The organism is Nocardia stercoris, assembly GCF_003696265.1.
In the GTDB taxonomy this organism is placed as follows: Bacteria; Actinomycetota; Actinomycetes; order Mycobacteriales; family Mycobacteriaceae; genus Nocardia; species Nocardia stercoris.
The window spans coordinates 197,907-215,818 of the sequence record NZ_RFFH01000005.1 but is presented as its reverse complement, the minus strand read 5'-3'; the positions used below and the strand labels follow the sequence as shown (position 1 = coordinate 215,818).

Annotated in this window: 15 protein-coding genes; 12 read left to right on the top strand and 3 right to left on the bottom strand. The window is 70.5% G+C overall.

The annotated features are described in order from the left end of the window. The first annotated feature begins 212 nt into the window (after positions 1–212). The 7 genes from EBN03_RS14610 to EBN03_RS14580 all read left to right on the top strand — a co-directional run bounded on the left by EBN03_RS14610 (position 213) and on the right by EBN03_RS14580 (position 8,944). Positions 213–617 carry a BlaI/MecI/CopY family transcriptional regulator gene (locus EBN03_RS14610; protein ID WP_122188568.1) on the top strand — a complete coding sequence of 135 codons (405 nt, stop codon included), beginning with the start codon at positions 213–215 and terminating at the stop codon, positions 615–617. 150 nt (positions 618–767) lie between these two features. Continuing rightward, positions 768–1,715 carry a M56 family metallopeptidase gene (locus tag EBN03_RS14605; protein ID WP_122188567.1) on the top strand — a complete coding sequence of 316 codons (948 nt, stop codon included), beginning with the start codon at positions 768–770 and terminating at the stop codon, positions 1,713–1,715. Continuing rightward, positions 1,708–3,258 (top strand): DEAD/DEAH box helicase, encoded by a 1,551-nt coding sequence (locus EBN03_RS14600; protein ID WP_233608388.1) that lies wholly within the window; start codon positions 1,708–1,710, stop codon positions 3,256–3,258. Before EBN03_RS14605 ends, EBN03_RS14600 begins: the two co-directional genes overlap by 8 nt. Before the next feature lie 132 nt (positions 3,259–3,390). Further along, entirely contained in the window at positions 3,391–4,827 is a 1,437-nt protein-coding gene (locus EBN03_RS14595) for a GuaB1 family IMP dehydrogenase-related protein (RefSeq protein WP_122188566.1), read from the top strand. 275 nt (positions 4,828–5,102) lie between these two features. Then, complete coding sequence (locus EBN03_RS14590; protein WP_122188739.1) at positions 5,103–6,470, top strand: hemolysin family protein; 1,368 nt, start codon at positions 5,103–5,105, stop codon at positions 6,468–6,470. Continuing rightward, positions 6,463–7,524 carry a hemolysin family protein gene (locus tag EBN03_RS14585; protein WP_122188565.1) on the top strand — a complete coding sequence of 354 codons (1,062 nt, stop codon included), beginning with the start codon at positions 6,463–6,465 and terminating at the stop codon, positions 7,522–7,524. Before EBN03_RS14590 ends, EBN03_RS14585 begins: the two co-directional genes overlap by 8 nt. A 313-nt stretch (positions 7,525–7,837) precedes the next feature. After that, positions 7,838–8,944, top strand: coding sequence for a sulfite oxidase (locus tag EBN03_RS14580; RefSeq protein ID WP_147471587.1), 1,107 nt, complete (start codon positions 7,838–7,840; stop codon positions 8,942–8,944). A 75-nt stretch (positions 8,945–9,019) separates the two neighbouring features. Here the strand turns inward: EBN03_RS14580 and EBN03_RS14575 are convergent, their stop codons facing one another. Further along, complete coding sequence (locus tag EBN03_RS14575; protein WP_199742770.1) at positions 9,020–9,808, bottom strand: maleylpyruvate isomerase family mycothiol-dependent enzyme; 789 nt, start codon at positions 9,806–9,808, stop codon at positions 9,020–9,022. Between the two features lie 173 nt (positions 9,809–9,981). On the opposite strand from EBN03_RS14575, the gene EBN03_RS14570 reads away from it, so the two are divergent. The 4 genes from EBN03_RS14570 (at position 9,982) to EBN03_RS14555 (ending at position 13,967) form a co-directional block, all read left to right on the top strand. Beyond that, entirely contained in the window at positions 9,982–10,497 is a 516-nt protein-coding gene (locus EBN03_RS14570) for an OsmC family protein (RefSeq protein ID WP_122188563.1), read from the top strand. Between the two features lie 181 nt (positions 10,498–10,678). Next, a complete protein-coding gene (locus tag EBN03_RS14565; RefSeq protein WP_233608387.1) occupies positions 10,679–11,590 on the top strand; it encodes a 3-methyladenine DNA glycosylase in 912 nt (303 codons plus the stop codon). Further along, on the top strand, positions 11,488–11,970 hold the full coding sequence (locus EBN03_RS35695; protein WP_325052080.1) for a hypothetical protein: 483 nt from the start codon (positions 11,488–11,490) through the stop codon (positions 11,968–11,970). The genes EBN03_RS14565 and EBN03_RS35695 overlap by 103 nt, the downstream gene beginning before the upstream one ends. 284 nt (positions 11,971–12,254) lie before the next feature. Further along, complete coding sequence (locus EBN03_RS14555; protein WP_122188561.1) at positions 12,255–13,967, top strand: DEAD/DEAH box helicase; 1,713 nt, start codon at positions 12,255–12,257, stop codon at positions 13,965–13,967. Between the two features lie 256 nt (positions 13,968–14,223). Here the strand turns inward: EBN03_RS14555 and EBN03_RS14550 are convergent, their stop codons facing one another. Both EBN03_RS14550 and EBN03_RS14545 read right to left on the bottom strand, forming a co-directional pair. After that, on the bottom strand, positions 14,224–14,634 hold the full coding sequence (locus EBN03_RS14550) for a PPOX class F420-dependent oxidoreductase (RefSeq protein WP_122188560.1): 411 nt from the start codon (positions 14,632–14,634) through the stop codon (positions 14,224–14,226). 29 nt (positions 14,635–14,663) lie between these two features. Next, positions 14,664–15,380: a hypothetical protein gene (locus EBN03_RS14545; RefSeq protein ID WP_122188559.1), complete on the bottom strand. Its 717-nt coding sequence runs from the start codon at positions 15,378–15,380 to the stop codon at positions 14,664–14,666. Between the two features lie 209 nt (positions 15,381–15,589). Between EBN03_RS14545 and EBN03_RS14540 the strand changes: the two genes are divergently transcribed. Further along, the gene (locus EBN03_RS14540; protein ID WP_122188558.1) at positions 15,590–17,773 is read left to right on the top strand and encodes a malate synthase G; all 2,184 of its coding nucleotides are present in this window, start codon (positions 15,590–15,592) and stop codon (positions 17,771–17,773) included. Positions 17,774–17,912: the final 139 nt, after the last annotated feature.

The following is a 17,912-nucleotide window of genomic DNA, read 5'->3' as shown; positions in this document are numbered from 1 at the left end:
GGGCCGGCCCGCCGCAGCGGTGGGATCAGGAGTCGACCGCAGCCCTCGGGACTCGCACGCTATCCATACGCCTCGCACAGCATAGGTCAGGCTTACCTAAATCACCAGTCGGTAGCGGCCGACGCCCGCTATGACCAAGCACACACCAGCAATTCGCCAGTTACGACACCCCGTAGTACGCATTGCTGTCGTTGGTTCCGTAATATTGTGGAATGGCAGGTCTTGGTGAACTCGAGAAAGCGGTCATGGACCAGTTGTGGTCCGCCGACGAACCGCAGACGGTGCGACAGGTCCACGAGGCATTGGCGGCGCAGCGCGAACTCGCGTACACCACGGTGATGACGGTGCTACAGCGGCTCGCGAAGAAGAACCTGGTCGTCCAGCAGCGCGACGACCGCGCCCACCGGTACGCACCCGTGCACACCCGCGACGAACTCGTCGCCAGTCTGATGTTCGACGCTCTCCAGCAGGCCGACGAGGTCGGCAGCCGTCGCGCCGCGCTCGTCCACTTCGTCGAGCAGGTCGGCAAGGACGAGGCCGCGGCCCTGCGCGAGGCGCTGGCCAAGCTCGAAGCCGCCGAAGCGGCCCGCACCGACGACGAGGGGGCCACCCAGTAACCTCGGCAGCGCACTCCCCGGCTTCTCCCGCAGCAGTGACCCGGTCGCGGATACCGCGCCCACCCGGTCCCCGGATTCTCGCAAATGCCCCGGTGGACCAGGTAGGCTCGGGCCCTTCCGGATATTGGCCCCCAACGCAGTGAGCTGAGCATGAACGCAACCGCGCCGGTCTTCGCCGGTCTCGCCTTGCTTCTGGCGGGACCGGTACCCGCGTTGCTCAGCCGTGCCACCTGGCCGTACCGCACGCCGCGCGCGGCGCTCGTGCTGTGGCAGGCCGTGGCCCTGGCCGCCGTGCTCAGCGCGTTCGGCTCGGGACTGGCCATCGCCAGCCTGCTGCTGGTCCCCGGCACCGACGGCCGGCCCACCACCTCCCCGACCCGGGAGATCGACGCGCTCGGCCTGCCGGTTTGGGCGCTCTATGTCGTCGTATTCATGCTGACGCTGCTGGTCGGCGGTCGGCTGATCTACGCCGCGATCCGGGTGGGCGTGCACACCCGCCGCCGACGGGCCCGCCACCGCATGCTGGTCGACCTGCTGGACCAGAGCGAATTCCAGCACGCCGAACGACGTTCCGCCGATATCCGGGTGCTCGGCGCCGCCGAACCGATCGCCTACTGCCTGCCCGGGATCCGGCGGCGTGTGGTGCTCAGCCAGGGCACGTTCGCGAACCTGTCCGAGACCGAGCTGACCGCCATCGTCAGCCACGAACGCTCGCACCTGCGAGCCCGCCACGACCTGGTGCTGGAGGCCTTCACCGCCGCGCACGAGGCGTTCCCGCGCGTGGTCCGCAGCAAGTCCGCGCTGGATTCGGTGAAACTGCTGATCGAGTTGCTCGCCGACGACTCCGCGGTCAAGGTGACCGGGCCGACGCCGCTGGCCCGCGCGCTGGTGGCCTGCTCCAATTCGACTGCGCCGCAGGGCGCGCTGGCGGTCGGCGGCCCGTCCACGCTGATCCGGATCCAGCGCCTGACCGGCCCGCTGGGCGATCCGCGGATCGCGGCCGGTGCCTATCTGGCCGCGGCCACCATCCTGGTGGTGCCGACCATGGCGGTGGCGATTCCCTGGCTCCAGGAGCTCACCCGGTTGTTCCGTGCCTGAGCGAACCTTCGCCGACCTGGGCCTGCCGGTCCCGCTCGTCCAGGCGCTGCGCCGCGGCGGCTTGACCGCGGCCTTCCCGATCCAGGCGGCCGTGATCCCCGACATCCTGGCCGGGCGCGACGTACTCGGCCGCGCTGCAACCGGTTCCGGCAAGACCCTCGCCTTCGGTCTGCCGCTGCTGGTGCGGCTGACCCGCGGCGTATCCGCGCCCCGGCGGCCACGCGGCGTGATCCTCGCACCGACCCGCGAACTGGCCCTGCAGATCGAACGGGCGCTCGACGAACCGGCGCTGTCGCTGGGCCTGCGCCTGGGCGTCGCGGTCGGCGGCATGCCGATCAAGCGCCAGGCCGAGCGCCTGACCCGCGGCGTCGACGTGCTGATCGCGACCCCCGGCCGCCTGGCCGACCTGATCGCCCAGCGCGCCGCCGACCTCGACGCGGTGCGGGTGGCGACCATCGACGAAGCCGACCACATGGCCCAGCTGGGTTTCCTGCCGCAGGTCACCGACCTGCTCGACCGCATGCCCGACGATGCCCAGCACCTGCTGTTCTCCGCCACCCTCGACGGCGCGGTGGACGAGCTGGTCGCGCGCTATCTGCACGATCCGGTTCGGCACGCGGTGGACGGCACCGGCGCCGCGACCGGTGCACACCGGCCGAATTCGGATCACGACGCCGGGCAGCCGGCCGATCCGAGTGCCGCCGAACAGCACCCGAGCCCAGCTACCGGCGGCCGCAGCTCGATCGATTCCGTTGCGGCAGAAGGTCTTTCGACGCAGCCCGCGAATCCGTCGCCCGGGACCGCACCCGCGGTCGCGGGCCGTCGTCCGGCCCGATCGGCATCCGGCATTCCAGCCGATTCCGCTGCGGGACAACAGCATCCGACACAACCGCCGACCGCGACCCCCGCGGTCACCCACCATCTCTTCGTGGTCCGCCCCGCCGACAAGCGACATGTGGTGGCACACATAGCGGCTCGTCCCGGTCGCACGCTGCTGTTCGTCCGCACCCAGTACGCCGCCGACAAACTCGGCCGCCGCCTGCTGGAGGCCGGGGTTCCCGCCGTCGTGCTGCACGGTGGCCGCACCCAGAACCAGCGCACCCGCGCCCTCGCCGCCTTCGCCGGCGGCAAGGCCTCGGCCCTGGTCGCCACCGACGTCGCCGCTCGGGGCATCCACGTCGACGACGTCTCCCTGGTCCTGCACGTGGACCCACCGGAAGACCCCAAGGATTACGTCCACCGCGCCGGCCGCACCGCCCGCGCCGGCGCCACCGGCACCGTGGTCACCCTCACCACCCCGGACGAACGCGCGACCACCGAGGAGTTGTTCACCGCCGCAAGCATTCCGGTCACGATCACCGCCGTCGCGTCGGGCGACCGGATCCTCACGAAGTTGACCGCCGCCCGCCCGCCCAGTGGCCGCGCGGTGCCGGATCCCGCCGCGCCCCCGCTCCCGGACACGCCGCAGAAATCCGACACGCCGAACAACTTCCGCCGAAACCGCGCCGTCGGCAACCGTCCGGGCCACCGCGGCAAGCGCTGAGCAAACTCCTAGCAACCTTCCACGACCGAGTCCGTCGTATTCGGCCGCAACCACCGCGGGCATCGACCGACTGCCGTCCGGTACGACGCGACTCGTCCCGCCGCCGGCGACCCCGCGCCTAGACTGGCTCCCGTGCAGTTCCTACCCGGTCACACACCGCCGTACGACCTGACCTACGACGACGTCTTCCTGGTCCCGAATCGGACCGATGTGGAATCCCGCTTCGACGTCGACCTCGCCACCGCCGACGGCAGCGGGACGACGGTGCCGATCGTCGTGGCCAATATGACCGCGGTCGCGGGCCGGCGGATGGCGGAGACGGTGGCGCGACGGGGCGGGCTGGTGGTATTACCGCAGGATCTGCCGATCGCGGCTGCGGCGCAGACCATCTCGTTCGTGAAGAGCCGGTCGCTGACCGTGGACACCCCGGTCACGCTGGGCAGCGAGGCGTCGGTGTCGGACGCGCTGGCCCTGATCCACAAGCGCGCGCACGGCGCGGTGATCGTGGTGGACGACGGCCGGCCGGTCGGGGTGGTAACCGAGGCCGCGTGCGTCGACGTCGACCGGTTCGCGCGGCTGGGCACCATCGCGGCCACCGATTTCGTGACCGCCGCCGCGGACGCGTCGCCGCGCCACATCTTCGAACTGCTCGAAGCCGAGCACGCCGGCCTGGCGGTGCTGCTCGAACCGGACGGCACCCTGGCCGGAGTCATGACCCGGACCGGCGCGATCCGGGCCGGCATCTACACCCCGGCGACCGACGCGGCCGGCCGGCTGAGGATCGCCGCGGCGGTCGGCATCAACGGCGATATCCCCGCGAAGGCGAAAGCCCTGGTCGACGCGGGCGCCGACCTGCTGGTCATGGACACCGCGCACGGGCACCAGGAGAAGATGCTGGAGGCGCTGAGTTCGGTGGCCGCGCTGAAGCTGGGTGTGCCGCTGGTCGCGGGCAATGTGGTGTCCGCGCGGGGAACCCGGGATCTGGCCGCCGCGGGCGCCGACATCGTCAAGGTCGGCGTCGGCCCCGGCGCGATGTGCACCACGCGGATGATGACCGGGGTGGGCCGCCCGCAGTTCTCCGCGGTCGCCGAATGCGCGGCCGCCGCCCGCGACGCCGGGGTGCACGTGTGGGCCGACGGTGGCGTGCGGCACCCGCGCGACGTGGCACTGGCCCTGGCCGCGGGCGCGTCGAACGTGATGATCGGCTCCTGGTTCGCCGGCACCTACGAGTCCCCCGGCGACCTGCGCGCCGACCGCGACGGCAACGCCTACAAGGAGAGCTTCGGTATGGCCTCCAAGCGGGCCGTCGCCGCCCGCACCGCCGCCGACAGCGGCTTCGACCGGGCCCGCAAGGCATTGTTCGAGGAAGGCATCTCCTCGTCGCGGATGCTGTTGGATCCGGAACGCCCCGGCGTCGAGGACCTCATCGACCACATCTGCTCGGGTTTGCGCAGTACCTGCAGCTACGCGGGCGCCCGCACCCTGCCCGAGCTACACGACAAGGCGGTGCTCGGCGTCCAGTCCGCGGCCGGTTTCGCCGAGGGCCGGCCACTGCCCAGCGGGTGGTGAGCGGCCCGGACCACGCCGGGCTGAAGTACGTCCCCGCGACCGCTGTGCGCGCACCCGGTAGCATGAAGATTGCCGGGTCGCGTAGATCGCCGCCGCGGCTCCCCTGTCCGGTTCGCCGGGCTGTGGGCACTCAGATTCCGGCTGTCCGAAAGGAACAAGTTGTCACCCGCGTCCGAGGGCGCCACCACTGTGGAGGGCTCCTCTACCGAGCCGGGTGACAAACCCGGCGCCCCTGTCGATCCGGACCCCGAGCCTCATCCGGGGCGGTGCTGATCGTGTCGATCCTGCTCACTCTGCTCAGCCTGGCGGGGTTCGTGGCCTTGACCGCCGGCACCGCGTTGTTCGTCTCCGCCGAATTCTCGCTCACCACCGTCGAGCGCAGCACCGTCGAGGCGCGCGCCCGCACGGGCGACCGCCGCGACCGCATGGTCCGTCGCGCGCATCGCACCCTGTCCTTCCAGTTGTCGGGTGCTCAGCTCGGCATCACCATCACCACCCTGGTCACCGGTTACATCGCCGAACCGGTGCTCTCGGGCCTGTTCCGCCCGCTCGGCACCGCGGTCGGCCTGGGCGACAGGGGTGCCGAACAGCTGGCCGTGGTGCTGTCGCTGGTCCTGGCGACCTCGCTGTCCATGGTCTACGGCGAGCTGGTGCCCAAGAACATCGCGATCGCCAAGCCGATCGCCAGCGCCCGGCTCACCGCCGGCCCGATGATCGCGTTCTCCTCCGCCTTCAGCTGGCTGATCAAACTGCTCAACGGTGTCGCCAACTGGGTGGTGCGCCACCTGGGCATCGAACCGGCCGAGGAACTGCGTTCGGCGCGCTCCCCCGAGGAGCTCGGTTCGCTGGTCCGCACGTCGGCGCAGCGCGGTGTGCTCGATGTGCGGACCGCGCAGGTCGTCGATCGCTCCCTGGAGTTCGGGGAGCGCAGCGCCGAGGAACTGATGACCCCGCGCGTCAAGATCGAGGTGCTCGACGAGGGCGACACCCTCGCCGATCTCGTCGCCGCGGCCGCGCGCACCGGCTTCTCGCGCTTCCCGGTCGTCGTCAACGGCGACCTGGACGACACGCTCGGCATCGTGCACGTCAAGCAGGTCTTCGGCCATCCGCCGCCCGCGCGGCGCACGATCCGGTTGCGTGACGTCGCCCGGGTGGTGCCGACGGTGCCGGCCAGCCTGGACGGCGACGAGGTGCTGGACCGGGTGCGCGCCGACGGTATGCAGGTCGCGCTGGTCGTCGACGAATACGGCGGCACCGCGGGCCTGGTGACCATGGAGGACCTGATCGAGGAGATCCTCGGTGACGTCCGCGACGAGCACGACGCGCAGGAACTGGATGTGCGGCGCACGTCCGACGGCTGGAACTGCTCGGGCCTGTTGCGGATCGACGAGGTGGCCCGCGCCACCGGATACGAAGCACCCGAAGGCGAATACGAAACCCTCGGCGGCCTGGTGCTGACCCTGCTGGGCCGGATCCCCGAGGCCGGGGACCGGGTCGGGTTGCCGGCGGCACCGCACGCACCGAAGTCGTCGAGTGGCTGGACGGCCCGGGTGGAACGGATGGACGGCCGCCGCATCGACCGAATCCTGTTGTCTCCGGCCGACATCCAGGTCCGCACCGAACGGGAGGACGCCGGTGAATGACTGGCTCGGAGTGATCCTCACCCTGGTCCTGGTGGCCGGTAACGCGTTCTTCGTCGGCGCCGAGTTCGCGCTGATCACCGCGCGCCGCGACCGGCTCGAGGCCTTGGCCGCGCAGGGAAAACACGGCGCTCGCACGGTGATTCGCGCCGGCGAGCAGCTGTCACTGATGCTGGCGGCGGCTCAGCTCGGGGTGACGATCTGCTCGCTGCTGCTGGGCCGGATCGGTGAACCGGCCGCCACCCACCTGCTGGGCCGCCCGTTCGAACTGCTGCGGGTACCGGCCGGGTTGCAGCATCCGATCGCGTTCGCGGTGGCGTTGGCGGTCGTGGTGGTGGCGCACATGTTGCTGGGCGAGATGATCCCGAAGAACATCGCCCTGGCCGGCCCGGAAAAGGTTGCGCTGCTGCTGGTTCCGGGGTTGTTGTGGTGGTTGCGGCTGGCCCGGCCGGTGACCGGGCTCTACAACTTCCTCGCCAATCTCACGTTGCGAGTGTTGCGGATCGAGCAGAAGGACGAACTGGACGCGACGGTGTCGACGGTCGAGCTGGCCGAGATGATCGGTGAGTCCCGGTCGGAGGGCCTGCTCGACGCGCAGGAGCACCGCCGGCTCACCCAGGCGCTGGGCACCACCGACCGGACCGTCGCCGATGTGATGGTGCCGCTGGCCAGCACCCGCAGTGTGCCGCTGCGCGGTGACGCCTGCCGGCTCGGCGACATCGAGGCAGCGGTCGCGGAGACCGGGTTCTCCCGGTATCCGGTGCGGGCCGCCGACGGCATGCTGGTCGGCTACCTGCACGTGAAGGACGTACTCGACCTGGTCGCCGCCGACGCCGGCCCCACCACGTCGATTCCGCACACCGATATCCGCCCGCTGCCCACGGTCGGCCGGGGCACCGCCCTGGACGAGGCGCTGGCCCGCCTGCGCCGCACGAGCAGTCACCTGGGGCGCGTGGTCGACGTGCGCGGCGCCACGGTCGGCATCGTCGCACTCGAGGACCTGGTGGAGGAGTTCGTGGGAACCGTGCGGGACGCGACCCACCAGGTGATGGAGTAGCCGGCGCGGGCCCATCGCAACGCCGCCTGTCGCGGCGTAGGGTACGGCTATACGCGACGGCAGGAGGAGGTACCGGCCACCGTTGGGCCGGTAGGCGCGGATCCCGCCGGAGCCTCGCCGTATCGCGCCGCCCTGGTCAGGGACGACGCGGCGCACCGGCTGCGCCGCGCCGCCGACATCGAGAAAGGGGTGCGGATCTCATGACCGGCGTCGACGACCCCCGAGCCGCGGCACAGGCGGTGATCGACCACCCCGCGTCGGGGCGTGGTAGGCCCGGGCCGACGACCTGCCGGTGAACTCGGTGGTGCCGTCGATGAGGTGGGCGACCGGGCGGACCGCGCCGGAGCTGAGCGCGCCGGAGGCGATGCGGCAGGCCGTGGCCGCCGGCCTGATCGTCCTGCGCGCCGACCCGCTCAACGCCGAGACACCCCTGTCCGCACTGACCGGGCGCACGACACCGAATGCGCTGTTCTATCAACGGAATCACTTCCGGATTCCCGTCCTCGACCCGAACCGGTGGCGACTGCGGATCGGCGGACTCGTGGCACATCCGTCGGAATGGACCTTGGCGGACCTGCGGCGGATGCCGTCGCGGACGACGACGGTCACCCTGGAGTGCGCGGGCAACGGTCGCACCGCCCTCGAGCCGCCCGCGCCGGGCGAGCAGTGGGGGCTGGGCGCGGTCGGTACCGCGGACTGGACCGGAGTCCCACTGCTCGAGGTGCTGGCGCGGGCGGGCCTCGCCGACGATGCCCGCGCGGTGGTGTTCCGCGGCGCCGACCGCGGCCCGGTCGAGGGACAGGCCGGCCTCGTGCGCTACGAGCGCAGCCTCGAGGTCGACGAGGCCTGCCGCAGCGGCGCCTTGCTGGCCTATGCCATGAACGGCGAGCCGCTGTCGGCGCCGCACGGTGCCCCGCTGCGGTTGGTCGTTCCGGGCTGGTACGGGATGGCGGCGGTGAAGTGGCTGACCGGGATCGTGGTCGCCGACCACGCGTTCACCGGGTTCTTCCAGACCACCAAGTACGTCTACGAATGGCCGGGCGAACCGCAGCCGGTCACCGAACCGGTTCGCCTGCAACGGGTTCGCGCGGTGATCACCGACCCGGCCAGTGGCGGCGTCGTCCGTTGCGGGCCGGTCACCGTGCACGGGGTCGCCTGGTCCGGCCGCGCACCGGTCACTCAGGTCGTCGTCCAGCTCGGCCACCGTAGCCCCCGCCCCGCGCGGCTGTCGGGTGATCCGAGCCGCGGGGGCTGGCGGGAATGGGAGCTGACCACCACGATCGACGAACCCGGACCGACCGCGCTGCGCGCGCGGGCAGTCGACGCGGCCGGGGACGCCCAGCCGTGGACGCCACACTGGAACCGATTGGGGTACGGCGTGAACGCGGTCCAGGTGGTACCGATCCGGGCGATCCGCTAGCGGCCGCGGTCGTAGACGGCGCCGGCATGACCGAATCCGGCTGCCTGCCGCCACAATTGGCAGGCCCCGCGCGAATTACGCGGGCAGGAATCGTCGCGAAAACCCCGCGGCCAGCCACGGCTTGCGGCCCCACGCCAACAGCCGTCCGTTCAGGGACGGCAGCAACGGTCCGATCCGGCCGTAGTTCAGCAGCAGCGCGGTCACCGGCTCGGCACTGATGTGGACGTCGACCGGCCCCGGCGTGTCGTGGTCGACGACCAGCCGGCCATCGACGAAGCGGTACACATACCGCGCGAGTCCCCGAAGCCGGTATTCGTATGTGGCGGTGTGCCTGCCGGTTCGAACCGGATCGACCCACGCGGGTGTCACTTGATTCAGCCCGTCCATGATCATCGGCACCAGCGCGGGATCGATGGGCCAGGGACGGCCGAGCATCCGGGCGATGTCGTAGCCGTGGACGACGAATTCGCCGAGCAGCGTGCCGCGGGCACGGTCGACTCGGACGCGCTGATCACCGTCGAACATCATGGTGCGTGGTTCGCCGCCGAACCCGTCGACGGTCGCGATCAGCGACTCGGTGTCGGCGATCAGGGTGCGCGCCAACTGCCTCGGGTCCCGGGTCGGCAGAGAACGAATCTGTTCGGCGTTGAAGGCCGGCAGGTCGGCCGCGCGTGCGGGCCACGTACCCGCGCCCATGGCGAGTTCACGGTAGCGGGACGGTTCCGAGGCGACATGCCCGAGGACATCGGTGACCGACCAGCCGGGCGTAGCCGTCACCTCGCGATCCGGATCCGGCGCCGCCGACGCCAGCTCCGCGAACCGGTGCGCCATCTCCAGCAGCGCGACCGCAACAGGATCCGTCATGTTCGCTCCTCCCCTGTCCTCGACATCGCCAAGGTGTACCCACCGGCCGCCGATCACGTCGTCGAACGCCGCGAGGTCCGACGGGCGACCCGAGATCGCCTCCCCGGCTGGTGATTCCGCGCACACTGAGCGCAACCCTCGCCGGTGCCCGAATACGGCAATAGCGTACCGATATGACATCCGACGTGAGCACACCGCTGAACGCTATCGTCGACGCGACCGCTGCGGCGATCGCCGAGGACGCGGCCCGGGCGCAGGTGGTCTTCCGCGCCTCCGGCACCCCGGAAGGCACGGTCGGCAGCTCGATTTCCTTGGGGCAGTACACGATTCGCATCGACGAACCCCCGGTGCTCGGCGGTGCCGGTAGTGCGCCCAACCCGGTGGAGGCGTATCTGGCGGCACTCATCTCCTGCCAGGTGGTGACCTACCGGTTCTGGGCCCAGCGCCTGGGAATCGTGGTCGACGACCTGACGATCGAGGCCGAGGGCGATCTGGACGTCCGCGGCTTCTTCGGCCTCGACGACACGGTCCGGCCCGGCTTCGGAGCCGTCCGCGTCCAGGTCCGGCTCCACGGACCGGAAACCGCCGACCGCTACCGCGAACTGCAGAAGGCGGTCGATGCACACTGCCCCGTGCTGGACCTGACCACCAACCCGACCCCGGTGACCACCACCCTGATCACCGCCTGACACCGGGAAACCTCCCGATCGCGCGGCCGGGAGCGGTCGTTCCCGCCGCGGTCCGGTCAGATACATGGTTGGCGTGCCCGGCAGCTCGCCGCGAAGCCAGCGGTGCTTATCCCGTGCCCGCCGTCCGAGCCCAGTCCGGGGGCGTTCGATCGCCACCACTCGGTGCGGGAGAATGGTCGGGATGAACGTGCACGACGCCCCCGAGCAAGCCCTGGACCTGCGGTTTCTGCCGCAGGAGGAGTGGCGTGCTCGGGCGGCCGCGCACCGGGAGCGGGTCGCCGAGCTGATCGGCGCGCACGTCGAGCGCCGGGCCACGGGCGCCAAACACCCGGTCGTCGACTTCCTGTTCACCTACTACGGTCACAAACCCGCGCAGCTGCGGCGGTGGCATCCGGGGTTCGGGGTGGCGCTGGCCGGGGCGCAGGAGTACGCGGGCAGCCGCGGCTACCACGAGGTGTCGACCACCGGCGGGCCCGCGTGGACCGCGGATCCCGCGTTCCTGGACCGGCGGCGGCCGACCGTCGAGTTCGTGGCGACGCTGCTGCGCGCCACCGCGTCCCGGCCGCCGCAGCTGTCCTGTTTCGGGTTGCACGAGTGGGCGATGGTGTATCGCACCGACGAGGTGCGCCACGAGCAGGTGCCGCTGCGGCTGGGCGCGGCCGGGACGGATGCGGTGGTGGAGTCGATGTCGCTGCGCTGCACCCATTTCGATGCGTACCGTTTCTTCACCCCGGACGCGGTGCCGCGCAACACCCTCCCGCTGACCCGCGCGGGCCAGCCGGACCGCGAGCAGCCGGGCTGCCTGCACGCGAACATGGACCTGTACAAGTGGGGTTTCAAGCTGGTCCCGCTGATCGACTCCGAGCTGCTGCTCGACTGCTTCGAACTGGCCTGTGCCGCACGTGAACTCGACATGCGCGCCAGCCCCTACGACCTCTCCGCCCTCGGCTACACCCCGGTCCGCATCGAAACAGCCTCCGGCCGCGCCGAATACGCCCGCGCCCAGGCCGAACTGGCCGACCACGCCGCACCATTGCGTGCCCGGTTGCTGGCTGCCGCCGAACGACTCGTCGCGACCAGCGCCGGCGAATAAATCACCGCACAGACGAAAGTCCATGGCGCAGCACCTTCGCCGACCACCGCAACAACGCCCGCAAACGGATGTGGACGCCGACGATGCTGCCCGCGCTGGCGGGCGAGCCGGCCTCGCCCTTCGTCCGGATCGCCACGCTGGCCGAGGCCACGAGTTTCGTGACCAACTGGGACGGCGAGAGCGTGCCGTTCATCAATGTCGACGTCACACTGAACCTGTACCGCATGCCCGAATCCACCGGGCTGGGGATGGAATCGAACGGACAGCACGCCGCGGACGGCCTGTCCGTCGGCTCCGCCACGCTCTACGACGAATTCGGCGTCGTCGGAATATCTTCCGTCACCGCCGTCGCGAACAGCAGCCGCAGGGTCCATTTCTAGCCTCGGAGTCCATGTCGGGTACCCACCGGGCGACCGTTCCTCCCCGCCCAGTGGCGGACCTCACTGGATGCCCATCCGTAGCGCACGATGGGCTATCCTCGACCTCGAGCGTGACAAGATCACGCGACGCGTCGTAGTTCGCGATCATTTGCTGCCCGCTGGGGCACTGCATTCTTACGGCGATCCGATTTTGCCCATCGGCAAACTCGCCATCCGTGCCCTCGGCGTGGACATCGTGTCCGCGGCACCGTTCGGGCACCCCCTGCCCGAAGGCTTGGACACACATGAATTCCGAAACTCCGTCGTTCGCCGCGCTCGGCGTCCGCGACCCCCTGGTGCGCGCCCTGACCCGCGCGGGCATCACCGCGCCGTTCCCGATCCAGGCCGACACCCTGCCCAGCTCGCTGGCCGGCCGGGACGTGCTCGGCCGTGGCCGCACCGGCAGCGGTAAGACGCTGGCCTTCTCCATCCCGATGGTGGACCGCCTGGGCGGCCCGCTGGCCGGTCGTACCGTGCCGAACCGCCCGACCGGGCTGGTGCTGGCGCCGACCCGCGAGCTCGCAACCCAGATCGCGACCGCCATCGAGCCGCTCGCGCAGGCCTGCGAGCTGACCGTCACCACCGTCTTCGGTGGGGTGCCGCAGCAGCGGCAGGTGCGCGCGTTGCGCGCCGGCGTCGACATCGTGGTCGCCTGCCCGGGCCGGCTCGAGGACCTGATGAAGCAGGGCCTGATCGCGCTCGACGCCGTCAAGATCACCGTGATCGACGAGGCCGACCACATGGCCGACCTGGGCTTCCTGCCCGGTGTCACCCGCATCCTCGCCGCGACCCCGCAGGGTTCGCAGCGGCTGCTGTTCTCGGCGACGCTGGACAACGGGGTGAACAAGCTGGTCGAGCGCTTCCTGCCGCAGGCGGTCCGGCATTCGGTCGACTCGGCCGATTCGCCGGTCGCCGCCATGACCCACCACGTCTTCGAGACCGCCGACGTGGCCGCCAAACGCGAGGTCGTGCACCGGCTGGCCTCCGGCGAAGGCCGGCGAATCCTGTTCACCCGCACCAAACATCAGGCGCGCAAGCTGGCCAAGCAGTTGACCACCGAAGGTATTCCGGCGGTCGACCTGCACGGCAACCTGTCCCAGGCCGCCCGCGACCGCAATCTGGCGTCCTTCGCCGCGGGCGAGGCCCGGGTGCTGGTCGCCACCGACGTGGCCGCCCGCGGCGTGCACGTCGACGGCGTGGAACTGGTCGTCCACGTGGACGCGCCGGCCGAACACAAGGCGTACCTGCATCGTTCGGGCCGCACGGCCCGCGCGGGCAATGCCGGTGACGTGATCACGCTGATGCTGCCGGCCGAGCGCCGCGATGTGGCCGCGCTGCTGCGCAAGGCGTCGATCGAGGTCACGCCGCAGCGTGTGACGGCCGCGTCGCCGGAGGTGGCGGCGCTGGTCGGCACGGTAGCCGCACCGGTGGCACCCAAGCCCGCGCCCGCACCCCAGCAGTCGCAGGGCCGGTCCGGTGGTCGCCGCCGCTCCGGTGACGTTGCGCCGCAACGTCAGTCGCGTGGCCAGTCGAGCGGACGCCCGCAGCGTTCGGCGCCCGGTGAGGGCCAGCCGTCGGGTCGCGGCCAGCGCCGCCCGCAGGGCGAGGGCCCGGCGAATGCCCGTCCGCAGCGTTCGGCCCAGGGCGACAATCGTTCCGGCAGCCACTCTGGGGACGGTCGCTCGGCCGGGCGGGGGCAGCGCGCGCCGCAGGGCGAGGGCCGCCCGGGTGGCCGGTCGCAGCACCGGTCCGAGGGAGCGGGCGGCGACCGCGCGCAGGGCCGCCAGGTCGACCGCGCGCAGGGCCGCCAGGGCGACCGCGCGCAGAGCCGCCGGTCGTCCGGCGACACCACAGCCCGCTCCGCCGGTACCCGCACGGGCGCGGCTCCGGCCGGAAGTTCGGGCGGCCTGGCCGGTTTCTCGCGGTCCGGCGGCGGCGCTCGCCGCCGGGCGCGCTAACCACCGACCCAGCCACTCGCTTAGCCCGCTGCGCGCGTGTGTCGAGCGCGCTCTGGTGTCGGTTTTCGCACTGATTTCCGTACACCGGAGCGCGCCCGGCATGCATCGAGGGAGCGGGGTTGCAACCGGGCCTGCCGCGACGGACGGGCCCAGCAGCACCCGGCACCGGTCTCCGCTACTCGAACTCGCATGCCCCACAAGGGCATCCGGGCTGGCGCCGGTAGCCGGTCCCCGAGTTTCCGGCGCCGCCCGGGTCTCAGCCCTGGTGGGTGACGCGCTCCGGCCGCACCACCAGCACGACCCGTCGTGCCACGTCGCCGACCGGCTTCTCGTACTCGAGTCCGTACCGGCGGGCCAGCACGTCGAAGAATTCGCCCTCGGTGTCGGGTTCGATGCGCTCGACCACACCGCGGACCTCGAGGTAGCGGTAGGGCGCCTCCGGGTCGTTGACGCTGATCGCGACCCGCGGATCCGCCGTCACGTTGCGGTATTTCACCCGGTCCGTGGTGGTGGTGAAGCGGATGAACTCACCGTCGTACTCGTGCCACATCGGGGTCACGCGGGGGCTGCCGTCGGCGCCGAGGGTGCCCAGGTGCACGAACAGGGGGCGGGTGAGCAGGTCGGTGTAGCGGTCGGGAATCACGGAATCGGTCACGGTGTCAGCCATGCCTTGATCAATCTCGAAATGCCGGTCCGTTATTCCGGTTCCGCGCCGGCGACTGCCGCCAGCCGCGCGTCGGTGACTATCTGTTCCAGTAGCGAGCGCAGTTCGCACTCCGGCAGCAGCCGGGCCGTGGCCTCGAACGGTTCGGCGATATCGATTCCGGCACAGACGATCTCGGTCACCACCCAGGGTACGCCGAGCCCGCCGGGCCGATAGCCCAGGCGATCGTGCAGGACAGCCACGGTGGAGTCGAGCAGCTCGCGGCGGGCGCGCACAGCCGTGGTGAGCATGAGCTCGAGTTCGCTGCGCCGCTGTTCCAGAGCCGCCGGATGGGTGTGCGGCGCGTCCAGCTGGCGTTCGCTTGCGCGCACGCCGCCGTCTTCGTACAGGTCGAATCCCTCACGCAGCGCGGCGGTTCCGGCTTCCAGCTCGGCGGCCGCGACGGCGGGCATGAACAGCATGACGTCGGACACCGCGTCGCAGGCGGCGACCACCCGGTTGCGGATGTCGAGGCGGCGGGCGCGGGCCTGTTCGGCGGCGTCGCGTTCGGCGAGCGCCAGGCGCAGGGCGCGTTCGAGGCGGAAGCCGATCGCGGTCGCCACGGGGGCCCAGCCCGAGGCCGTGGTGTCGAGCATGCGGTCCACCGCCGCCAGCAGGGCTTCGAGCTGTTCGCGGGCGACACCGGGGTGCCGGAACACCTCCAGGTACTGTTCCGGCGACGCTGTCGGAACATCCTGCTCGTCACGCACCGGACCAGCCTTCCATATGGTCGGCCGTCCAGGGCCGAACCGAGCAAACTGTCCGATTCACGACAATGCCCCGTTCGAGAACACTCGCGTCAGGGTGAGCCGCACTACACCACCCGCGCCCGACCGGGGCGCGGTTCGGCTCATATATACCCCCGAGTAACATGACGGGCGTACTTCTTCCATCCGGCTTTCTCGAAATGAGGCGGTAGATGACAGAGCGGATTCAGCTCGGCGGGCTCCAGGTGGCCAAGGTTCTCCACGAGTTCATCGAGAACGAGGCGCTGCCCGGTACCGGCGTAGATTCCGCCGCGTTCTGGACCGGTGCCGAGCAGGTGATCAACGACCTCGCCCCGCGCAACCGCGCCCTGCTGGCCGAACGCGACGAGATCCAGGGCAAGCTCGACGCTTGGCACTCCGAGAACCCCGGTACCGGCTACGACAAGGCCGCGTACAAGCGGTTCCTCAGCGAGATCGGCTACCTGAAGCCGGAACCCGCGCAGTTCGCCATCTCCACCGCGAACGTCGACGAGGAGATCGCCGACATGGCCGGCCCGCAGCTGGTCGTGCCCGTGATGAACGCGCGCTTCGCGATCAACGCCGCCAACGCGCGCTGGGGTTCGCTGTACGACGCGCTCTACGGCACCGACGCCATCCCGGAGACCGGTGGCGCGGAGAAGGGCAAGGGCTACAACAAGGTTCGCGGCGACAAGGTCATCGAGTGGGGCCGCAACTTCCTCGACGACGCCGTCACCCTGATCACCGGCTCGCACATCGGCTCGACCTCCTACAAGATCGTCGACGGTGAGCTCGAGGTCGGCCTCGAGGACGGCACCGAGATCGGCCTGGCCGACGCCTCGCAGCTGGTCGGCTACCTCGGCACCCCCGAGTCCCCGACCTCGATCCTGTTGAAGCACAACGGTCTTCACATCGAGATCCAGATCGACCCGGAGTCGCCGATCGGTTCCACCGACACCGCCGGGGTCAAGGACATCGTTCTGGAGTCCGCGATCACCACGATCATGGACTTCGAGGACTCGGTCGCCGCGGTCGACGCCGAGGACAAGGTCGTCTGCTACCGCAACTGGCTGGGCCTGATGCGCGGCACCCTGGCCGAAGAGGTCACCAAGAACGGCAAGACCTTCACCCGCACCATGAACCCCGACCGTGTGTACACCGCGCTCGACGGTTCCGAGCTGGTGCTGCACGGCCGTTCGCTGCTGTTCGTCCGCAACGTCGGCCACCTCATGACCTCCGACGCCATCATCGACTCCGACGGCAACGAGGTGCCCGAGGGCATCATGGACGGCCTGATCACCTCGCTGATCGCCATCCACGCCCTCAACGGCCACAACGAGCGCACCAACACCCGCACCGGCTCGGTCTACATCGTGAAGCCGAAGATGCACGGCCCGGACGAGGTGGCCTTCACCAACGAGCTGTTCGGCCGGATCGAGGGCGTGCTGGGCCTGCCCGCCAACACCCTCAAGGTCGGCATCATGGACGAGGAGCGCCGCACCACGGTGAACCTCGCCGCCTGCATCGAGGCCGCCGCCGAGCGGGTCGTGTTCATCAACACCGGCTTCCTGGACCGCACCGGCGACGAGATCCACACCTCGATGAACGCCGGCCCGATGGTCCGCAAGGCCGAGATGAAGAGCCAGCAGTGGATCAAGTCCTACGAGGACTGGAACGTGGACAAGGGCCTGGCCCTGGGTCTGCCGCACAAGGCGCAGATCGGTAAGGGCATGTGGGCCATGCCGGATCTGATGGCCGGCCTGCTGGAGCAGAAGATCGCGCACCCGCGCTCGGGCGCGACCACCGCCTGGGTCCCCTCGCCCACCGCGGCCACCCTGCACGCGACGCACTACCACCTGGTGGACGTGTTCAAGAAGCAGGCCGAGATCGCCAAGGGCGGCGCCCGCGCCACCGTCGACGAGATCCTGGAGATCCCGCTGGCCCCGAAGACCGACTGGTCGGCCGAGGAGATCCGTCAGGAGCTGGACAACAACTCGCAGGGCATCCTGGGCTACGTGGTCCGCTGGATCGACCAAGGCGTCGGCTGCTCGAAGGTGCCCGACATCAACGACATCGGCCTGATGGAAGACCGTGCGACCCTGCGCATCTCCAGCCAGCTGATGGCGAACTGGCTGCACCACGGCATCGTGACCGAGGAGCAGATCGTGGAGAGCCTCGAGCGCATGGCGCCCGTGGTGGACCGGCAGAACGCCGGCGACCCGGCGTACAAGCCGATGGCGCCCGACTTCGCGTCCTCGATCGCGTTCCAGGCCGCCAAGGAACTGGTGCTCGAGGGCACGTGCCAGCCGAACGGCTACACCGAGCCGATCCTGCACCGCCGTCGCCGCGAGGCGAAGGCCGTGGCGGCGAAGGGCTGATTCGTCACAGCTTCGGCTGATACGTCACAGCAGAACGTAAAGATCCCCCGGTCGAGTCCTCGACCGGGGGATCTTTCGTCGCTGTGAGTGACCCGAACTTGCCGGTAGGCCGGGCGCGGATGCTATATCTGTAGCCGGG